The organism is Streptomyces sp. PU-14G, assembly GCF_041028275.1.
GTDB lineage: Bacteria > Actinomycetota > Actinomycetes > Streptomycetales > Streptomycetaceae > Streptomyces.
The window spans coordinates 1-16,563 of sequence record NZ_JASKYT010000150.1; the positions used below are offsets into that span (position 1 = coordinate 1).

The 16,563-nt window shown below is 71.9% G+C and carries 14 protein-coding genes; 7 read left to right on the forward strand and 7 right to left on the reverse strand.

The annotated features are described in order from the left end of the window. The 3 genes from AB8Z75_RS18710 to AB8Z75_RS18720 all read right to left on the reverse strand — a co-directional run. Positions 1 to 670, reverse strand: a 670-nt coding sequence (locus tag AB8Z75_RS18710) for an NADH-quinone oxidoreductase subunit C (RefSeq protein ID WP_369203424.1), incomplete at its 3' end; no start/stop codon positions are given. Then, positions 667 to 1,488, reverse strand: coding sequence for an NADH-quinone oxidoreductase subunit B (locus AB8Z75_RS18715; RefSeq protein WP_369203426.1), 822 nt, complete (start codon positions 1,486 to 1,488; stop codon positions 667 to 669). The genes AB8Z75_RS18710 and AB8Z75_RS18715, both read right to left, overlap by 4 nt. Next, entirely contained in the window at positions 1,479 to 1,850 is a 372-nt protein-coding gene (locus AB8Z75_RS18720) for an NADH-quinone oxidoreductase subunit A (protein ID WP_369203428.1), read from the reverse strand. The genes AB8Z75_RS18715 and AB8Z75_RS18720 overlap by 10 nt, the downstream gene beginning before the upstream one ends. A gap of 269 nt (positions 1,851 to 2,119) precedes the next feature. Here AB8Z75_RS18720 and AB8Z75_RS18725 point away from each other — a divergent pair, with 269 nt between their 5' ends. The 6 genes from AB8Z75_RS18725 (at position 2,120) to AB8Z75_RS18750 (ending at position 10,020) form a co-directional block, all read left to right on the forward strand. Next, the gene (locus AB8Z75_RS18725; RefSeq protein ID WP_369203430.1) at positions 2,120 to 3,454 is read left to right on the forward strand and encodes a sensor histidine kinase; all 1,335 of its coding nucleotides are present in this window, start codon (positions 2,120 to 2,122) and stop codon (positions 3,452 to 3,454) included. 249 nt (positions 3,455 to 3,703) lie between these two features. After that, positions 3,704 to 4,375 (forward strand): response regulator, encoded by a 672-nt coding sequence (locus AB8Z75_RS18730; RefSeq protein WP_369203432.1) that lies wholly within the window; start codon positions 3,704 to 3,706, stop codon positions 4,373 to 4,375. Between the two features lie 237 nt (positions 4,376 to 4,612). Further along, entirely contained in the window at positions 4,613 to 6,550 is a 1,938-nt protein-coding gene (locus tag AB8Z75_RS18735) for a 2-oxoacid:acceptor oxidoreductase subunit alpha (RefSeq protein ID WP_369203434.1), read from the forward strand. Positions 6,551 to 6,692: 142 nt separating this feature from the next. Beyond that, positions 6,693 to 7,709 (forward strand): 2-oxoacid:ferredoxin oxidoreductase subunit beta, encoded by a 1,017-nt coding sequence (locus AB8Z75_RS18740; protein ID WP_369203447.1) that lies wholly within the window; start codon positions 6,693 to 6,695, stop codon positions 7,707 to 7,709. A 184-nt stretch (positions 7,710 to 7,893) separates the two neighbouring features. Further along, a complete protein-coding gene (gene rarD / locus AB8Z75_RS18745; RefSeq protein ID WP_369203436.1) occupies positions 7,894 to 8,898 on the forward strand; it encodes an EamA family transporter RarD in 1,005 nt (334 codons plus the stop codon). 129 nt (positions 8,899 to 9,027) lie between these two features. Continuing rightward, positions 9,028 to 10,020, forward strand: coding sequence for a hypothetical protein (locus AB8Z75_RS18750; RefSeq protein ID WP_369203438.1), 993 nt, complete (start codon positions 9,028 to 9,030; stop codon positions 10,018 to 10,020). Here AB8Z75_RS18750 and AB8Z75_RS18755 read toward each other — a convergent pair. The 4 genes from AB8Z75_RS18755 to AB8Z75_RS18770 all read right to left on the reverse strand — a co-directional run bounded on the left by AB8Z75_RS18755 (position 10,017) and on the right by AB8Z75_RS18770 (position 14,528). Further along, entirely contained in the window at positions 10,017 to 10,919 is a 903-nt protein-coding gene (locus AB8Z75_RS18755; protein WP_369203440.1) for an ABC transporter permease, read from the reverse strand. The two genes, AB8Z75_RS18750 and AB8Z75_RS18755, sit on opposite strands and share 4 nt — an antisense overlap. Continuing rightward, positions 10,906 to 11,871 (reverse strand): ATP-binding cassette domain-containing protein, encoded by a 966-nt coding sequence (locus AB8Z75_RS18760; RefSeq protein WP_369203441.1) that lies wholly within the window; start codon positions 11,869 to 11,871, stop codon positions 10,906 to 10,908. Before AB8Z75_RS18760 ends, AB8Z75_RS18755 begins: the two co-directional genes overlap by 14 nt. 94 nt (positions 11,872 to 11,965) lie before the next feature. Further along, complete coding sequence (locus AB8Z75_RS18765) at positions 11,966 to 13,246, reverse strand: outer membrane lipoprotein carrier protein LolA (protein ID WP_369203443.1); 1,281 nt, start codon at positions 13,244 to 13,246, stop codon at positions 11,966 to 11,968. A 268-nt stretch (positions 13,247 to 13,514) separates the two neighbouring features. Continuing rightward, a complete protein-coding gene (locus AB8Z75_RS18770) occupies positions 13,515 to 14,528 on the reverse strand; it encodes a polyprenyl synthetase family protein (RefSeq protein WP_369203445.1) in 1,014 nt (337 codons plus the stop codon). Positions 14,529 to 14,960: 432 nt separating this feature from the next. Here AB8Z75_RS18770 and AB8Z75_RS18775 point away from each other — a divergent pair, with 432 nt between their 5' ends. After that, positions 14,961 to 16,397, forward strand: coding sequence for a peptide MFS transporter (locus AB8Z75_RS18775; RefSeq protein WP_369203449.1), 1,437 nt, complete (start codon positions 14,961 to 14,963; stop codon positions 16,395 to 16,397). Positions 16,398 to 16,563: the final 166 nt, after the last annotated feature.

Sequence of the window (16,563 nt, forward strand, 5' to 3'; positions counted from 1 at the left end):
CCGCGCCCGCGCTGCGCGTGCGCCGCGGGGTGTCACCGGCGGCGCGGCGCGAGCGTTCACGGCTGGGGGCTGGGGGCAGTTGGCCCTTGAGGGGGCCCCACTCGTTGGGATCGGGGACGCCGGGCGGCAGCATCTGGCGGCGCTTGGGGCCGCCGTGCCCGGACTCGCCGGGCTCCTTTGCGCCCGGCCACGCCTTGGCGACCCGCGCGGCCAGCACGAAGTCCTTGCGCAGCGGGTGCCCCTCGAAGGTCTCGGGCAGCAGCAGCGGCTGGAGGTGGGGGTGGCCGGTGAAGTCGACGCCGAACATCTCGTGGGTCTCGCGTTCGTGCCAGGCCGCACCGGCGTAGACGCCGGTGGCGGTCGGCAGGGCGGGGGCCTCGTGCGGGACCGTCGTCCGCAGGAGCAGCCCGCGCACACCGGCGCCCGGGAGGTGGAGGGCCGCCAGGTGGGCGCAGACCCGGAAACCGGTGCCGGGCTCGTCCACCGCGCTGAGCCAGTCGAAGAAGGTGCAGCCGAGCTCGTCACGGGCCGCGGTGAGGGCGGGGATCCAGGCGTCGGCGGGCACGTCGACGGTGAGCAGGCCGTACGCCTCCTCGGCGCTCGCGCCCTCGCCGAACAGTGCGTCGGCCGGGCGCGGCAGCCAGCCGGGGTGCTCGGGCGGCACGGTCACCGTTCACCCTCCTCGGGGCCCGCGGAGCCGCCGGCCGAGGGGCTCTCGGACGGTCCGGCGGCGTGGGCCGAACCGCCCCCCGACGAGGCGTCGGGGGCCGGGCTGCCCGAAGCTGGGCTGCCGGAGGCCGGAGGCGCAGCGGTCGGGGTCGCGGGATTCGCGGTCGCGGGGTTCGCGGTCGCGGGGTTCGCGGTCGCGGGATTCGCGGTCGCGGGGTTCGCGGTCGCGGGCGGGGTCACCAGGTCGCTGGTGAGAGCCGCGGCCGAGGGGCCCGGGCCCGTGCCGCGGGCGTAGCGGTCGGCGGTCGACTCGGCGGCGATCTTCTCCTGGAGCTTGAGCACGCCCTGGAGCAGCGCTTCGGGGCGGGGCGGGCAGCCGGGCACGTAGACGTCGACGGGGATGATCTGGTCGACGCCCTTGGTGACGGCGTACGAGTCCCAGTAGGGGCCGCCGCAGTTGGAGCAGGCGCCGAAGGAGATGACGTACTTGGGCTCCGGCATCTGCTCGTACAGACGTTTGACGGCGGGGGCCATCTTGTCGGTGACCGTGCCGGAGACGACCATCAGGTCGGCCTGCCGGGGCCCCGGCGCGAAGGGGATGACGCCGAGCCGGATGAAGTCGTGGCGCGCCATGGACGCGGCGATGAACTCGATGGCGCAGCAGGCGAGGCCGAAGTTGAAGACCCACAGGCTGTAGCGGCGGCCCCAGTTGAGGACCACCTTCATCGGTTCGGGAGCCAGCCGCGAGAGCAGGCCGAGCTGGGGGCGGCCCTCGGCGCGCGGCGCCGGTGCGGGGTCCGGGGTGTGCGTTACGTCCATTCCAGGACGCCCTTCTTGTACGCGTACAGCAGCCCGACGGTCAGGAAGCCGAGGAAGACGAACATCTCGGCGAGCGTGATCCCGCCGAAGCCCGGGGCGTCGAAGACCGTGGCCCAGGGGAAGAGGAATACCGAGTCGACGGCGAAGATGACGTACAGGAACGCGTAGACGTAGTAGCGGATCTGGGTGTGCGCCCAGCCTTCGCCGACCGGATCGACGCCGCACTCGTAGGTCAGCATCTTCTCGCGGGTGGGGACCACGGGCCGCAGCAGCCGGCCGGCCGTGAAGGCCACGCCCACGAAGAGCACACCGACGACGGCCACCAGCCCGACGACCGTGTAGCCGTGGAAGTAGTCCGGCACCTGTCCCGTCCCGTGTCGGTGTTTGCTTTCGGCGTTTGCCTTCGACGATCTGTACGCACGGAGTGTAGGCCCTGCCGCCCTCCCCGAGGACAGCAGCGTCACACTCCGGGACGGTCCCCGACCCGGCGCCCTGACGGTTTTCGGACAGCGCCGCGCCGAGCCCGCCATGGACGCCCGGGGCGGGCCGCGGCGGGGGTGGGGCTAACCCCCGCCGCAGGACTGCGGTTCGCAGGATTACCCGCCGCGCCGGACCGGAGGATCCTTGTCGCATGACCACCGTGACCCCCTCCCTCCGCCGCCCCTGGTGGCTCGTCCTGGTGCGGGCGCCGCTGGCGCGGCAGTCGATGCGCGAGCTCACGTACGTGGTCACGGGGCTGCCGTTGGCGTGCATCGCCTTCTGCTACGCCTTCGGCGCGCTCGCGTTCGGCTCCGCCCTGCTCATCACCTTCGTCGGACTTCCGGTGCTGGCGGCCGGGCTGGCGGGGTGCCGGGCCCTGGGGCATCTGGAGCGTGCCAGGGCGCGCGGTCTGCTGGGGCTGGAGGTCGGGGATCCCGAGCCGGTGCGGACGCTGCGGCGGTCGAGCGGGGTCATGTCGTGGATAGGCGCACTGCTGCGCAGCGGGGTGTCCTGGCGGCACATGCTCTACGCGCTCCTGCACCTGCCCTGGTCGTTCTTCAGCTGCGTCGCGGGGGGTCTGAGCTGGTGCGCCGGCTGGGCGCTGCTGACCTACCCCGCCTGGGAGTGGCTCTTCCCGCTGTACGCGGGCCGCCCCGCCCTCCAGGTCGGTACCGACGGCGTCACCGTCGGCTCCCCCCGGCTGACGCACGCGAGAGCGCTGGACGGGCCCGTCGAGCTGGCGCTCGTCGCGGGGTGCGGTCTGCTGGTCGTCCTGCTGACGCCGTGGCTGGTCCGCGGCCTCGTACAGGTCGACAAGGTGCTGGTCGGCGGCCTGCTGGGGCCCTCGTGGCTGGCGGCCCGGGTGACGGAGCTGGAGACGGACCGCGGCGTGGTCGTGGACACGGCGGCTGCCGACCTGCGCCGCATCGAGCGGGATCTGCACGACGGGGCGCAGGCGCGCCTGGTGTCCCTGGCGATGGGGCTCGGGATGGCGAAGGAGAAGCTGGGCGAGGATCCCCGGGGTGCGGCCACGGTGGTCGAGGAGGCGCACCACGAGGTGAAGCTGGCGCTCCAGGAGCTGCGGGACTTGGCGCGGGGGATTCATCCGGCGATCCTGACCGACCGAGGGCTGGGTCCGGCGCTGTCCGCGGTGTCGGCGCGGTGCACCGTCCCGGTGTCGGTCACCGTGGAGCTGGACCAACGGCCGGTGGCCGCCATCGAGGGGATCGCCTACTTCACCGTCTCCGAACTGCTGCAGAACATCAGCAAGCACAGCGGCGCGCGCCGCGCCTCGGTGGAGATATGGCGCAGCGGTGAGCGCTTGCTCATACAGGTGACGGACGACGGGAGGGGCGGGGCGTCGGTGGCGGCGGGCTCGGGGCTGGCCGGGCTCGCCGACCGGCTGAGCGCGGTGGACGGACTGCTGATGGTGCACTCACCGACGGGCGGCCCCACAGCGGTGACCGCGGAGCTCCCCTGGCGCTGAACGACGCGCTCCGCGCGAACGGCCGGGCCCCGGGCCCCGGCACCCGGCGCTCGGCAACGCGGCACCTGGCAACGCGGGGAGTCGCCCCGAGGAGCCCGCGATCTGGGATGCTGAGGCCCGCGCCCGCGATACGGCGAAACCGTGAAGCCACGCCGTCTCGCGGCGGCACGGTGGCGAAACCGCACAGCAGCGTCACCGCACGGTGGGGAGGCGTCGTCGAGGGGCGACCGGGGGAAGTGGGGACAGAACGTGGAGCGCACGGTGCGTGTGGTGATCGCTGAGGATTCCGTCCTGCTGCGGGAGGGGCTGACGCGGCTGCTGACCGACCGGGGGCACGAGGTGGTGGCCGGCGTCTCGGACGGCGACGCGCTCGTCACGGTGGTGGAGGAGCTGGCCGCGGCAGGACGGACACCGGATGTGGTGGTCGCGGATGTGCGGATGCCGCCCACCCACACGGACGAGGGGGTGCGGGCCGCGGTCCGCCTGCGCGCGCGCCATCCGGGGCTGGGGGTGCTGGTGCTGTCGCAGTACGTGGAGGAGCAGTACGCGACGGAGCTGCTGGCCGGGTCGAGCCGCGGGGTGGGTTATCTGCTCAAGGACCGGGTGGCGGAGGTCAGGGAGTTCGTGGAGGCCGTCGCGCGGGTCGCGGACGGTGGCACGGCGCTGGATCCCGAGGTGGTGGCCCAGTTGTTGGGGCGCAGCCGGAAGCAGGACGTGCTGGCCGGGCTGACGCCGCGGGAGCGTGAGGTGCTGGCCGCGATGGCCGAGGGGCGGACGAACTCGGCGATCGCGGGTGAGCTGGTGGTCAGTCCGGGGGCGGTCGAGAAGCACGTCAGCAACATCTTCGCGAAGCTGGGTCTGCCCCAGAGTGACGCGGATCACCGTCGGGTGCTGGCGGTGCTGCGTTATCTGAACTCCTAGGGCCCGTGGACCCGCACACCTGTGTGATGACGGGTTTTTCTGCTGGTCACAGCGGGTGGAGCGGCGCCGGCGAGGGGCATGCTCCGGTGAGGCGCCCTCCGGAAGAGAGGCCGGCGGCACTCGGATGCGCACAGTCGTCTCAAAAATATGTCCACGATGGGAACAGCTGCGGGAAGGCAACCCTTAGCAACGTACGATGGCTGACGAGCCGCCGCCTTGAGGGAGGTCCGATCCACCGTGACCAGTCAGGTCGAAAGCCCAGCCGGGCCCCAGTCCGGCCCCGGAGGGGGCCAGGGCTCCGGACGGGACGCCGGCAGTAAAGAGGTCCGGCGCCTGGACCGGGTGATCATCCGGTTCGCGGGTGACTCCGGCGACGGCATGCAGCTCACCGGGGACCGCTTCACGTCGGAGACGGCCTCGTTCGGCAACGACTTGTCGACGCTGCCGAACTTCCCGGCGGAGATCCGCGCCCCCGCGGGCACGCTGCCGGGCGTCTCCAGTTTCCAGCTGCACTTCGCCGACCACGACATCCTCACGCCGGGCGACGCGCCGAACGTGCTGGTGGCGATGAACCCGGCCGCGCTGAAGGCGAACATCGCGGACGTGCCGCGCGGCGCCGAGATCATCGTGAACACGGACGAGTTCACCAAGCGGGCGATGTCGAAGGTCGGCTACGCGGCCAGCCCGCTCGAGGACGGTTCGCTGGACGGCTACCGCGTGCACGAGGTGCCGTTGACGACGTTGACCGTCGAGGCGCTCAAGGGCTTCGAGCTGGGCCGCAAGGAGGCCGGGCGGTCGAAGAACATGTTCGCGCTCGGTCTGCTGTCGTGGATGTACCACCGGCCCACCGAGCAGACCGAGGCGTTCCTGCGGTCGAAGTTCGCGAAGAAGCCGGACATCGCCGAGGCGAACATCGCGGCGTTCCGCGCGGGGTGGAACTTCGGCGAGACGACCGAGGACTTCGCGGTCTCCTACGAGGTCGCGCCGGCCTCGTCCGCCTTCCCCCCGGGCACCTACCGCAACATCTCGGGGAACCTGGCCCTCTCCTACGGGCTGGTCGCCGCCTCCCAGCAGGCGGATCTGCCGCTGTTCCTGGGCTCGTACCCGATCACTCCGGCCTCCGACGTGCTGCACGAGCTGAGCAAGCACAAGAACTTCGGGGTGCGCTCCTTCCAGGCCGAGGACGAGATCGCGGGCATCGGTGCCGCGCTGGGTGCCGCGTTCGGCGGTTCGCTCGCGGTGACCACCACCTCGGGCCCGGGTGTGGCGCTCAAGTCGGAGACCATCGGGCTGGCCGTCTCGCTGGAACTGCCGCTGCTGATCATCGACATCCAGCGCGGCGGGCCCTCCACGGGCCTGCCGACCAAGACGGAGCAGGCCGACCTGCTCCAGGCGATGTACGGGCGCAACGGCGAGGCGCCGGTGCCGATCGTGGCGCCGTCCACCCCGGCCGACTGCTTCACGGCGGCGCTGGACGCGGCACGGATCGCGCTCACCTACCGCACGCCGGTGTTCCTGCTTTCGGACGGCTACCTGGCCAACGGCTCCGAGCCGTGGCGGATCCCGGACGTGGACGACCTGCCGGACCTGCGCGTGCAGTTCGCCTCGGGCGCCAACCACGAGCTGGACGACGGCACCGAGGTCTTCTGGCCCTACAAGCGCGATCCCCACACGCTGGCCCGGCCGTGGGCGGTGCCCGGCACCCCAGGTCTCGAACACCGCATCGGCGGTATCGAGAAGCAGGACGGCACGGGCAACATCTCCTACGACCCGGCCAACCACGACTTCATGGTCCGTACCCGCCAGGCGAAGGTGGACGGCGTCGAGGTGCCGGACGTGGAGGTCGACGACCCGAGCGGAAACGCGAAGCTGCTGGTGCTGGGCTGGGGCTCGACGTACGGGCCGATCACGGCCGCGGTGCGCCGGGTCAGGGGCGCGGGGGACGAGATCGCGCAGGCCCATCTGCGCCACCTCAACCCGTTCCCGCGGAATCTGGGCGAGGTGCTGCGGCGTTACGAGAAGGTCGTCATCCCTGAGATGAACCTGGGCCAGCTCGCCACCCTGATCCGTGCCAGGTATCTGGTCGACGCGCAGTCGTACACGCAGGTGCGCGGCCTGCCGTTCAAGGCCGAGCAGCTCGCGACCGCACTGAAGGAGGCCCTCGCACATGGCTGAGACGTCCCCCGGTCTCGCGCAGGACACCGGTCTCGCGCAGAACACCGGTCTCGCGCAGGAGACCGCCCCGGCCCGGTCGGCCGAGGCGCCGCCGGTGCCCGAGGCGCTGTCGCTGGTGCCCCGGGCTGTGGGCAAGCAGTCGATGAAGGACTTCAAGTCCGACCAGGAGGTGCGCTGGTGCCCCGGGTGCGGTGACTACGCCGTGCTGGCGGCCGTCCAGGGCTTCATGCCGGAGCTGGGGCTGGCGAAGGAGAACATCGTCTTCGTCTCCGGCATCGGCTGCTCGTCCCGCTTCCCGTACTACATGAACACCTACGGGATGCACTCCATCCACGGTCGCGCCCCGTCCATCGCGACGGGCCTGGCCAGCTCGCGGCGCGATCTGAGCGTGTGGGTGGTCACCGGCGACGGCGACGCGCTGTCCATCGGCGGCAACCACCTCATCCACGCGCTGCGCCGCAACGTCAATCTGAAGATCCTGCTGTTCAACAACCGGATCTACGGGCTGACGAAGGGCCAGTACAGCCCGACCTCGGAGGCCGGGAAGATCACCAAGTCGACGCCGATGGGGTCGCTGGACACGCCGTTCAACCCGGTGTCGCTGGCGCTGGGCGCCGAGGCCTCGTTCGTCGCCCGTACGGTCGACTCGGACCGCAAGCACCTCACGAGCGTGCTGCGGGCCGCCGCCGACCACCCCGGCACGGCGCTGGTGGAGATCTACCAGAACTGCAACATCTTCAACGACGGCGCCTTCGAGGTGCTCAAGGACAAGGAAAAGGCGCAGGAGGCCGTGATTCCGCTGGAGCACGGTCAGCCGATCAGGTTCGGCGCGCCGGCCGAGGACGGTCTCGGCTCCCGGGGCGTCGTGCGCGACCCGGCCACCGGCGACCTGCGGATCATCGACGTCACCGAGGAGGGCACCGAGGGCGTCCTGGTGCACGACGCGCAGGCGGCGACGCCCACGACGGCGTTCGCCCTCTCCCGTCTCGCCGACCCGGACACCCTGCACCACACCCCCATCGGTGTGCTGCGCAGCGTGCGTCGCCCTGTCTACGACACCGAGATGGCCAGCCAGCTCGAACACGCGGCCGAGCAGAGCGGTAAGGGCGATCTGTCCGCGCTGCTGCACGGCAACGACACCTGGACGGTCGTGGGCTGACCCCACCCCCGCCCCGTCTCCGGCGAGGCCCGGCACCCGAGGGTGCCGGGCCTCGCCGCGTCCCGTCTGCCCCCCCCGAGGCCCGACAGGACCATAATTCAGTACGGAAATGACAAGAGGGGAGCCCTCCGGCTACCTTCGAGAGGCCGACACACCACACCCAGACAGAAGGCGGGGAGGGCTCATGGGAACACCGAGCGCGCAGCGCACAGGCCTGCTGTTCGGCTTCGCGGCGTACGGACTGTGGGGGCTGCTCCCGCTGTACTGGCACGCCCTCGCCGACACCGGCGCGGGCGAGGTGCTCGCCCACCGCATGGTGTGGTCGCTGCCCACGGCCCTGGTGATCCTGGCGCTGCTGCGCCGCTGGTCATGGGTGACGGCGCTGGTGCGGCAGCCCAAGACGCTCGGTCTGCTGGTGCTGGCGGCGGCCGTGATCTCCGTCAACTGGGGGCTGTTCATCTGGTCGGTCAGCGCCGACAAGGTGCTGGAGTCGTCCCTGGGCTACTTCATCAACCCGCTGGTCTCCATCGCCTTCGGCGTGCTGCTGCTGCGCGAGCGGCTGCGTGTCGCCCAGTGGGTCGCCGTCGGCGTCGGCGCCCTCGCCGTCGTCGTGATGACCGTCGCCTACGGCCGGCTGCCCTGGGTCTCCCTCTGCCTGGCGTTCAGCTTCGCCACCTACGGCCTGATCAAGAAGCACATCAAGCTCGAGGGGGTGGAGAGCTTCAGCGCCGAGACCGCCGTGCAGTTCCTGCCGGCTCTGGGCTTCCTGGTCTTCCTCGGTGCCCGGGGAGACTCCTCCTTCACCACGGAGGGGATCGGCCACGCGCTGCTGCTGGCCTGCGCGGGCGTGGCCACCGCGCTGCCGCTCATCTTCTTCGGCAGCGCCGCCGTACGGCTGCCGCTCTCGACGATCGGCCTTTTGCAGTACCTCGCCCCGGCCTTCATGTTCGTCCTCGGCCTCACCGTCTTCCACGAGGAGATGCCGCCCGAGCGCTGGGCGGGCTTCGGACTGGTGTGGGTGGCGCTGTGCCTGCTGACCTGGGACGCCCTGCGCAACGCCCACAAGGGCCGTGCCGCCCTCCGCGCCGCCGCGGCACGCGCCCGCGCACAGGGCGAGGAGGGCGAGGGGGGCGAGGAGAGCGAGGAGAGCGCTGCCACCGCCGTCACGGAGGCGTCCCCGCGCCCGTGAACCGTCCCGGCGCCCCGTGGAGGCGGACCTGTGCCCGGGGGGGCAGGACAGGAGAACCGGGCGTTGTCAGAGCCGGCGGATAGAACTGAGCGACTGACAGTCCACCGCGATGCTCACGAGGTGCCCCTGATGCGTCCTGCCCTGCCCCTGCCCCCGGCCGATGACGGTCCGCGAGTGTTCGGCATGCTGCTGCTCCGCACCCACCACGGCGACGACGACGCCTGGCGTGACGTGCTCTCCCGTATGGGCGCACTGCCTGGTCTCGTCGCGCCGCGCCCGGGGGGCGAGGCCCACGCGGTGGTGCGGGAGCCCATTCCCCGGCGCCTGGTCGTGGTGGACGACCGCGCCTGGCAGGGCACCACCGCGCAGGAGGTGGGCGAGGCCCTGGACGGCGGCGGGACGTGGATACCCGACCTGGTCCTGATGGCCGACGACGGCACCACGGCCGACCCCCACCTGCGTCCGCTGCTGGCGTTCCGCGGCACCGACGGGGGCGCGTTCCGGATCACGCCCCGCCAAGCGGCCCTGACCCACCTGGTGCTGCACCGCCCGTACCAGGAATTCACCCTGGAGCGTTTCGAGGAGGAGGCCCCCGCCGGACCCGACGAGGACGAGACCGCGGCGGGCGAGGAGGACGACCTCCCCGATCCTGTGGGGACCTGCCTGGAGTCGCTGAACCCGCCACCGCGCTACGAACCCCCGACCCTGGCTCTGCCCCTGCTCACCCAGGAGAACTTCGGTCTGCTCGTGCGTACCGACTTCGCCGAGGACACCGCCTGGTCCTCGCTCCTGGACACCATCCACCGCCCGGGGCCCGGCTATGACGACCCCGGCGAGGACTTCAGCGACTGCGTCGACGCCGTGGACGACCCGGCGTTCGAGGGCTGCAGCCCGGAGCAGCTCATGGCGCTGGTCCGCGACAGCGAGGACTCAGGGCAGATGACCGCAGACCTCGTTCTGATCGCCGACGGGGCCACCATGCGCGACCCCGGTCACCGCGTCCTGGCCGTGCCCCTGGAGGGACCCATCGGGCACGCCTTCCGGGTGGTACCCGAGCAGGTCGGGAGCATGGTGAGCAATCTGGCGATCGGCAACATGAGCGTCGAGGACTTCATGGACTAGACGGTGATGTCCCGGGCGCCGAACCTGGCCCACGCCGCCGAGCCGAAGACGGCGGCGTACAGGGCCTGGAGGCCGAGGTTCTTCAGCAGGCCGTCCCAGTAGACCGGGTCCCGCAGCAGGTCGGCGAAGCTGAGCCAGTAGTGGGTGAACAGGAACGGGTGGATCTCGTCCAGCTGCGGGATCGCGCCCAGGATCTGCACCGTGATCAGCACGCCGACCGTGGCCGCCATGGCGGCGACACCGCTGTTGGTGAGCGTCGAGACGAACAGGCCCAGTGCCGCGAGGCCGACCAGGCTGAGCGCGACCGTCACGGCGATGGCCGCAGCGCGCAGCAGCCCCTCGCCGAAGGAGACGGAGGTGCCCGACAACAGGGTGACCTCCCCGGTGGGGAAGAGGAGCGCCCCGGTCGCCAGCGCGAAGACGGCGACCGTCGCCGTCGCGGCCAGGCAGAACGCCAGGACGGCTGTGAACTTCGCCAGCAGCAGCCGGGTGCGTCCCGCGGGGGCGACCAGCAGGTAGCGCAGGGTGCCCGCGCCGGCCTCGCCCGCCACGGCGTCGCCCGCGATCACCCCCACGGTCATCGGCAGGAAGAACGGCAGGGTGGCGGCCAGCGCGGTGAAGACCAGGAAGAGGCCGTTGCCGGTGACCTGGGAGATGAAGGCGGGCCCCCCTTCGTCTCCGCCGCCGCCGATCGACCCGCCGTCGCTGGTCTCGATCTTCACCGCGATGCCGACGAGGACCGGTACCGCGGCCAGCACCGCCAGCAGTGCCAGGGTGCGCCAGCGCCGGAAGGTGACGGCCAGCTCGCTGCGGAAGATCCCCAGTGACCACACCGCGCGCGCGTGCCGCGGCGGGGAGTCCGGCGCCGCTTCACTGGTCGCCGTCTCAGCCTGCGACATCGAAGCCCTCCCCGGTGAGCGAGACGAACACGTCTTCGAGTGAGGCGCGCCGGAGCCCGAAGGAGCGGACGCGGACTCCGGCGCGCACCAGCGCCGCGTTGAGGTCCGCGGGATCGTGCGAGGGCGGCGGCTCGCCGCTGACCTCCTCCCCGTCGGTGACCAGGTCCGCCACGCCCGCCTCCTTGAGCACCCTGGCGGCCTCGCCCGGGTCGGGCGTGATGACGGCCAGCCTGCCGCGTGCGCCCGCCGACATCTGGGCGACCGTGCCCTGGGTGACCAGGCGCCCCCGGTGCATCACGGCGGTGTGGGTGCAGACCTGCTCGATCTCGTCGAGCAGGTGGGAGGAGAGGAAGACCGTGATGCCGTCGTCGGCCAGCTCCCGTACCAGGGAGCGGATCTCCCGCATGCCCTGCGGGTCGAGCCCGTTGGTCGGCTCGTCCAGGACGAGCAGTTCGCGGGGCTGGAGCAGCGCGGCGGCCAGCCCCAGCCGCTGTTTCATGCCGAGCGAGTAGGCGCGTGACTTCTTGGCAGCCGCGGCGGACAGACCCACCCGCTCCAGCGCCCGGTCCGCGCGTGCGGCGCGGCTGCGCGGGTCGGCGGTGGGGTCGGCCGCGTCGTAGCGCAGCAGGTTCTCCCGTCCGGTGAGGAAGCCGTACAGCGCTGGGCCCTCGATGAGGGCGCCCACGTGGGGCAGGACGCGCCGGGCGGAGCCCGGCATCGGCGCACCGAGGACGTGGGCGGCGCCGCCCGTGGGCTCGATCAGGCCGAGCAGCATCCGGATGGTCGTCGTCTTGCCCGAGCCGTTGGGGCCCAGGAAACCGAAGACGCTGCCGCGCGGCACGGACAGATCGAGCCCTTCGACGGCGAGCTGACCGCCGCGATAGCGCTTGGTGAGCCCCTGGGTGGAGATCACGGCGCCCTGTTCCTCGTGTGCGGCGGTCGGCTCGCTCATGTGCCCCCTTCGCTGGTGCCGTCGCTGTGCGGATGGCCGCCGGATTTTCCGGATGGCCGGCGGCTTCCGGATGGCCGGCGGCCGTCAGGACCGGTTACCGGGCCGCCTGGTTGGCGGCCTTCACGAGACCTTCCTTGGTGACGGCTCCGACGTAGAGGTCGCCGTCGTCGGTCAGCAGGGCGTTGACCAGGCGGGTGCTGATGACCCTGCCGGTGCCGAAGTCGCCCTTGACCTCCTTCGTGAAGCCGTCCAGCAGCTTCTGGGCCTGCTCGCCGCTTCCGCCGCGGGAGTCTCCGCCCGCCGAGGGGCCCAGACCGCCCGGCATTCCGGTGTCGATCTTGGCAACCTTGCCCCAGTCACCGGCGCTCTCGTTGACGATCTTCGCCCCGGAGAGCCCGGCCAGTCCGGCGAGCCCCTCGGGGGCCTTCCGGGTGCCGCCCGGGGCAGAACCCCGGTGCGGCTTCGCCTCGGTGACGTCGGCGCCCTTCGGCGGGGTGAAGGCGAAGCCGCCCGGGTCGGGCTTCCCGAAGTCGATCTTGGTGTAGGCCACCTCGACGGCCGGCTTGTCGCCCTCCTTGGGAGTGAGGGTGAACTTCAGCGGCAGCCCCTTGTCGGCGTCGACGGCTATCCGGACGGACTCGACCGTGGACTCCGGTGCCCCCTTGGGCTTGATGACGAGCTGGTAGGCGTCGCGCCCCGCGACCTTCGCAGTGCCGTCGACCGTCACGGAGGTGGACTCGCCGACCGCTTCCAGCGCCTGCTTCGCGGCCTGCTGGGGAGTGAGCGACTCGGGCGTCACACCGGAGGCCGAGCCCGGGCCCGCGTCGTCGTTCCCCTTCTTGCCGTGCGCGCCCTTCGGCGCCTGGGAGTGCCAGGCGGCGTTGGACGCGCTGTCGTACGCCCACAGGTGGCGTCCGTTGTGGATGAGGCTGTACTCGCCGGTGGACTCCAGGACGGAGACGCGCTGCTTGTCCGGGCCGTCGGCGGCGAAGCGGAGCGTGTGCTCGCCGGAGGCGAGCTTCGCCAGTTCGGTGCCCGGGGAGACGTCGGGCTTCTCGCTCTTTCCGTCCTCGGCTCGGTCGCCCGAGCCCTGCGGACCGCCGAAGCCGCCGCCGGAACCGCCCTCCGAGCCGCCCGGCAGCGCGGGCAGGCCCAGATCGGTGCTGACCTTCACCGTTCCGGACAGGTGTTCGACATCTGCCTTGGCCATCTTGGTGACCAGCTCTTCCGCGCTGATCTTCGGCAGGTCGGGATCACCAGAGCTGGCGAGCGCCGGCACCAGGCCGACGGTCGCGGCGGCCACCCCGGCGACCGCGACCGGCACGCCGTAGCGCACCGCCTTGCGCCGGGAACCCCTCGGTTGGATCTGTGCCATCTGTCTGTCCTACCTCCGTGATCGGCGGCGGCTGAAAAGGACGCACTCGTCCACCCCTCGCCGCCATTCTCACCCGAATCGGTGCGGGGTGGGCTGCTCCCATGGCAACAAATCCCCCGCTCCACCGCGTCAACCGTCGGAGGCAGATCCCGCTACTCCCCCGGGATGACACGCCCTCCGCCTTTCGGTTGCCGCCCGCACGAGTCAGCTCAGGGGCGGCACCGCGCAGTTCGGCCCGCGGAAGGGGCGCCAGGCAGGTGAGAAGCCGTCAGCCGGCCCGGTCCACCACGGCGGTGCACAGCGCCGCCAGCGCCTCCTTGGCGGCGTTGTCCGGCAGCGGCGCCAGCATCTCGCGGGCCTCGTCGGCGTAGCGGACGGTCGTGCGCCGGGCCTGCTCCAGCGCCGGGTGGGCGCGCAGCCGGACCAGCGCGTCGGCCAGCCGGGCGTCGTCGGTGAGGTCCCCGTCGAGCAGGGCGCACAGCTCGTGGTCCTCACGGGTGGCCTCGGGGCGCGCGGCGCGGGCCCTGACGTAGAGGACCGGCAGCGTGGCGATCCCCTCGCGCAGATCGGTGCCGGGGGTCTTGCCCGACTCGTGCTCGTCGCTGGCGATGTCGAGCACGTCGTCGGCGAGCTGGAAGGCGACGCCGATGCGCTCGCCGTACTGCGTGAGCACCGAGACGGTCCGCTCGTCGGCGCCCGACATCATGGCGCCGAAGCGTCCCGCGACGGCGATCAGGGAGCCGGTCTTGCCGGCGATGACCTCGAGGTAGTGGTCGATGGCGTCGTGGCCCTCCGCGGGTCCTGCCGTCTCCAGGATCTGCCCGGTGACCAGGCGTTCGAACGCCTCGGCCTGGATGCGGACGGCCTCGGGGCCGAGGTCGGCCAGTATGTGCGAGGCACGGGAGAAGAGGAAGTCACCGGTGAGGACGGCGACCGAGTTGTCCCAGTTGGCGTTGGCGCTGGGCACCCCGCGCCGCACGTCGGCCTCGTCCATGACGTCGTCGTGGTAGAGCGTCGCGAGGTGGGTCAGCTCGACGACGACCGCGGAGGGGACGACGCCGGGCGCGTGCGGATCGCCGAACTGCGCCCCCAGCGTCACCAGCAGCGGGCGGAACCTTTTCCCTCCGGCCCGCACCAGGTGCTGGGCCGCTCCCGTTATGAACGGGACGTCGCTCTTGGTGGCCTCGATGAGGCCCTCCTCGACGGCCGCCAACCCGGCCAGGACATCGGCTTCGAGAGCCTGGTCCCGCACGCTCAGCCCGAAGGGCCCGACGACGGTCACGAGGGGTACTCCTGTCTGCGTACGTGGAACGAACGGGTACGGATGGCCTACTGCTGCTCGACTGCTGCTGCGCTTGCGGGCTGTGGGTGGCACGCGTGGGCCGAGGGCCACCCTCCGCCCTCTCCTGGCAGCGTAACCGGTCACATAACGATCACGGTCGGCGCCTGCCCAGCAGAACGCTCTTGGCGCGCAATGCGGTGATATACGGGATATGTTGCACATCACCTGCCAGGCGCGGTTTGCGGCCGAGCATCCGGGACAGCAGAGGCACTCGAATCGCCGAACGTGTCAGGAGCACCACCCGTGTCCCCCAGATCCAGCCAGGACCCGACGCCGCACGGACAGGACGGAGGCGCAAACCCTACGTCCCTGGAAGGGCCCGCGAACAGCGCGGGGCGCACCGGCGACGCGGCGCCCACCGGGCGTGACTTCCTGGGCCACCCCCGCGGGCTGCTCCCCCTGTCGGGACTGGAGATCTGGGAACGCTTCTCGTTCCTGGGCATGCAGGCCATCCTGGTGCTCTTCTTCTCCGCCACCGCGGCCGACGGGGGCCTGGGCATGGAGCCCGGCGCCGCCGCCTCGGTGGCGGCCGGCTACAGCACCCTGGTCTACCTGCTGTCGGTGGCGGGCGGCTGGATCGCCGACCGGATGCTCGGCTCCTACCGCTCGGTCCTCTACGGAGCCCTGCTCATCGCCTGCGGCCACTACGCCATGGCGATCCCCGCCTCCGCCTCCACCTGGATCGGCCTGGGGCTGATCAGCGCGGGCACCGGCATGCTCAAGCCGAACGTCGCCGCCATGGTCGGCAAGCTCTACTCCGCCACCGACGAGCGCAGGGACGCCGGCTTCTCGCTCTACTACATGAGCATCAACATCGGCGCCTTCCTCGGCCCGATCGTCACGGGACTGCTGGGCGAGGACATCGACTGGCACTGGGGCTTCTCCGCGGCGGCGGTCGGCATGACGTTCGGCATCATCCAGTACGTCGCCGGACGCCGGCACCTGGCAGGACGCAAGGAGGGCGCCGAGTTCGCGCTGCCGCCCGCCGCCATGCGCCGCGCGGTGTGGCTGATCGCGGCCGGCGTCGTAGCGGTGGCCGCGGTGTGCGTGGCGCTGTCGCTCGGCGGCGCACTGACGCTGTCGGGCTTCGTGGACGCGCTGACGTACGTGTCGATGGCGGCGCCCGTCGCCTACTTCGCCGTCATGTGGCGCAGCCCCCGGGTGACGCCGCAGGAGCGGGGAAGGCTGCGCCCCTTCCTGGTGCTGTGGCTGGCCTCCGTCGCGTTCAACTTCGTGCTCTTCCAGTCGTACACGGTCCTGGTGCTGCTCACGGACAACCACGTGAACACCAGCGTCTTCGGCTACCACGCGCCCTCCAGCTGGATCAGCTCGGCGCTGGGTGCCGTCTCGGTGCTCTCCGCGCCGTTCATCGCGGGCGCCTGGCAGCGGATGGGGCCGCGGCAGCCGCAGGCCTCCAACAAGCTGGCGTTCGGCGTGCTGCTGGGCGGCCTCGGCTTCCTCGTGCTCGTCCCCGTCCTGCTGGGGAAGTCGGGGGACGGCTGGCAGATCAGCCTGGTGTGGATCGTGCTGGCCGTGCTGTTCATCGGCGTCGGTGACGTGCTGCTGGAGTCCACCGGACTGTCCGCGACGAGCAAGCTGGCACCGGCCGCCTTCAGCAGCCAGGCGCTCGCCCTGTGGTTCCTCTCCCTCGCCCTGGCCACCGGCATCCAGGCGCAGACGGTGAAGTTCTACGGTCAGATCGCGGACAGCCTCTACTTCACGCTCAACGGCGCCGTCGCCGTCGTCGTCGGGCTCGCCGTCCTCGCCGTGGCCCCGTGGCTGCGCCGCACCATGCACCCCATCCACTGAGCGCGCACGGCGGCCGGCGCCGGCGCTCCACCGAGGCCGCACGGGCGCCGCCCCGCCCGCCGTCGGGCGCCGCCACCGCCCGGCCGCACGGACGCCGCCACCGCTCCGCCCGCCGTGCGCGCGRSCSGCCCGACCCACGCGACCCGCGCGACCCGCCCGACCCGCC

Bases quoted from the DNA above. Each gene is read 5' to 3' on its own strand.
- AB8Z75_RS18715 (WP_369203426.1), bottom strand. From the start codon at position 1,488: ATGGACGTAACGCACACCCCGGACCCCGCACCGGCGCCGCGCGCCGAG.
- AB8Z75_RS18750 (WP_369203438.1), top strand. From the start codon at position 9,028: ATGCGTCCTGCCCTGCCCCTGCCCCCGGCCGATGACGGTCCGCGAGTG.
- AB8Z75_RS18760 (WP_369203441.1), bottom strand. From the start codon at position 11,871: ATGAGCGAGCCGACCGCCGCACACGAGGAACAGGGCGCCGTGATCTCC.
- rarD (WP_369203436.1), top strand. From the start codon at position 7,894: ATGGGAACACCGAGCGCGCAGCGCACAGGCCTGCTGTTCGGCTTCGCG.
- AB8Z75_RS18765 (WP_369203443.1), bottom strand. From the start codon at position 13,246: ATGGCACAGATCCAACCGAGGGGTTCCCGGCGCAAGGCGGTGCGCTAC.
- AB8Z75_RS18740 (WP_369203447.1), top strand. From the start codon at position 6,693: ATGAAGGACTTCAAGTCCGACCAGGAGGTGCGCTGGTGCCCCGGGTGC.
- AB8Z75_RS18725 (WP_369203430.1), top strand. From the start codon at position 2,120: ATGACCACCGTGACCCCCTCCCTCCGCCGCCCCTGGTGGCTCGTCCTG.
- AB8Z75_RS18755 (WP_369203440.1), bottom strand. From the start codon at position 10,919: ATGTCGCAGGCTGAGACGGCGACCAGTGAAGCGGCGCCGGACTCCCCG.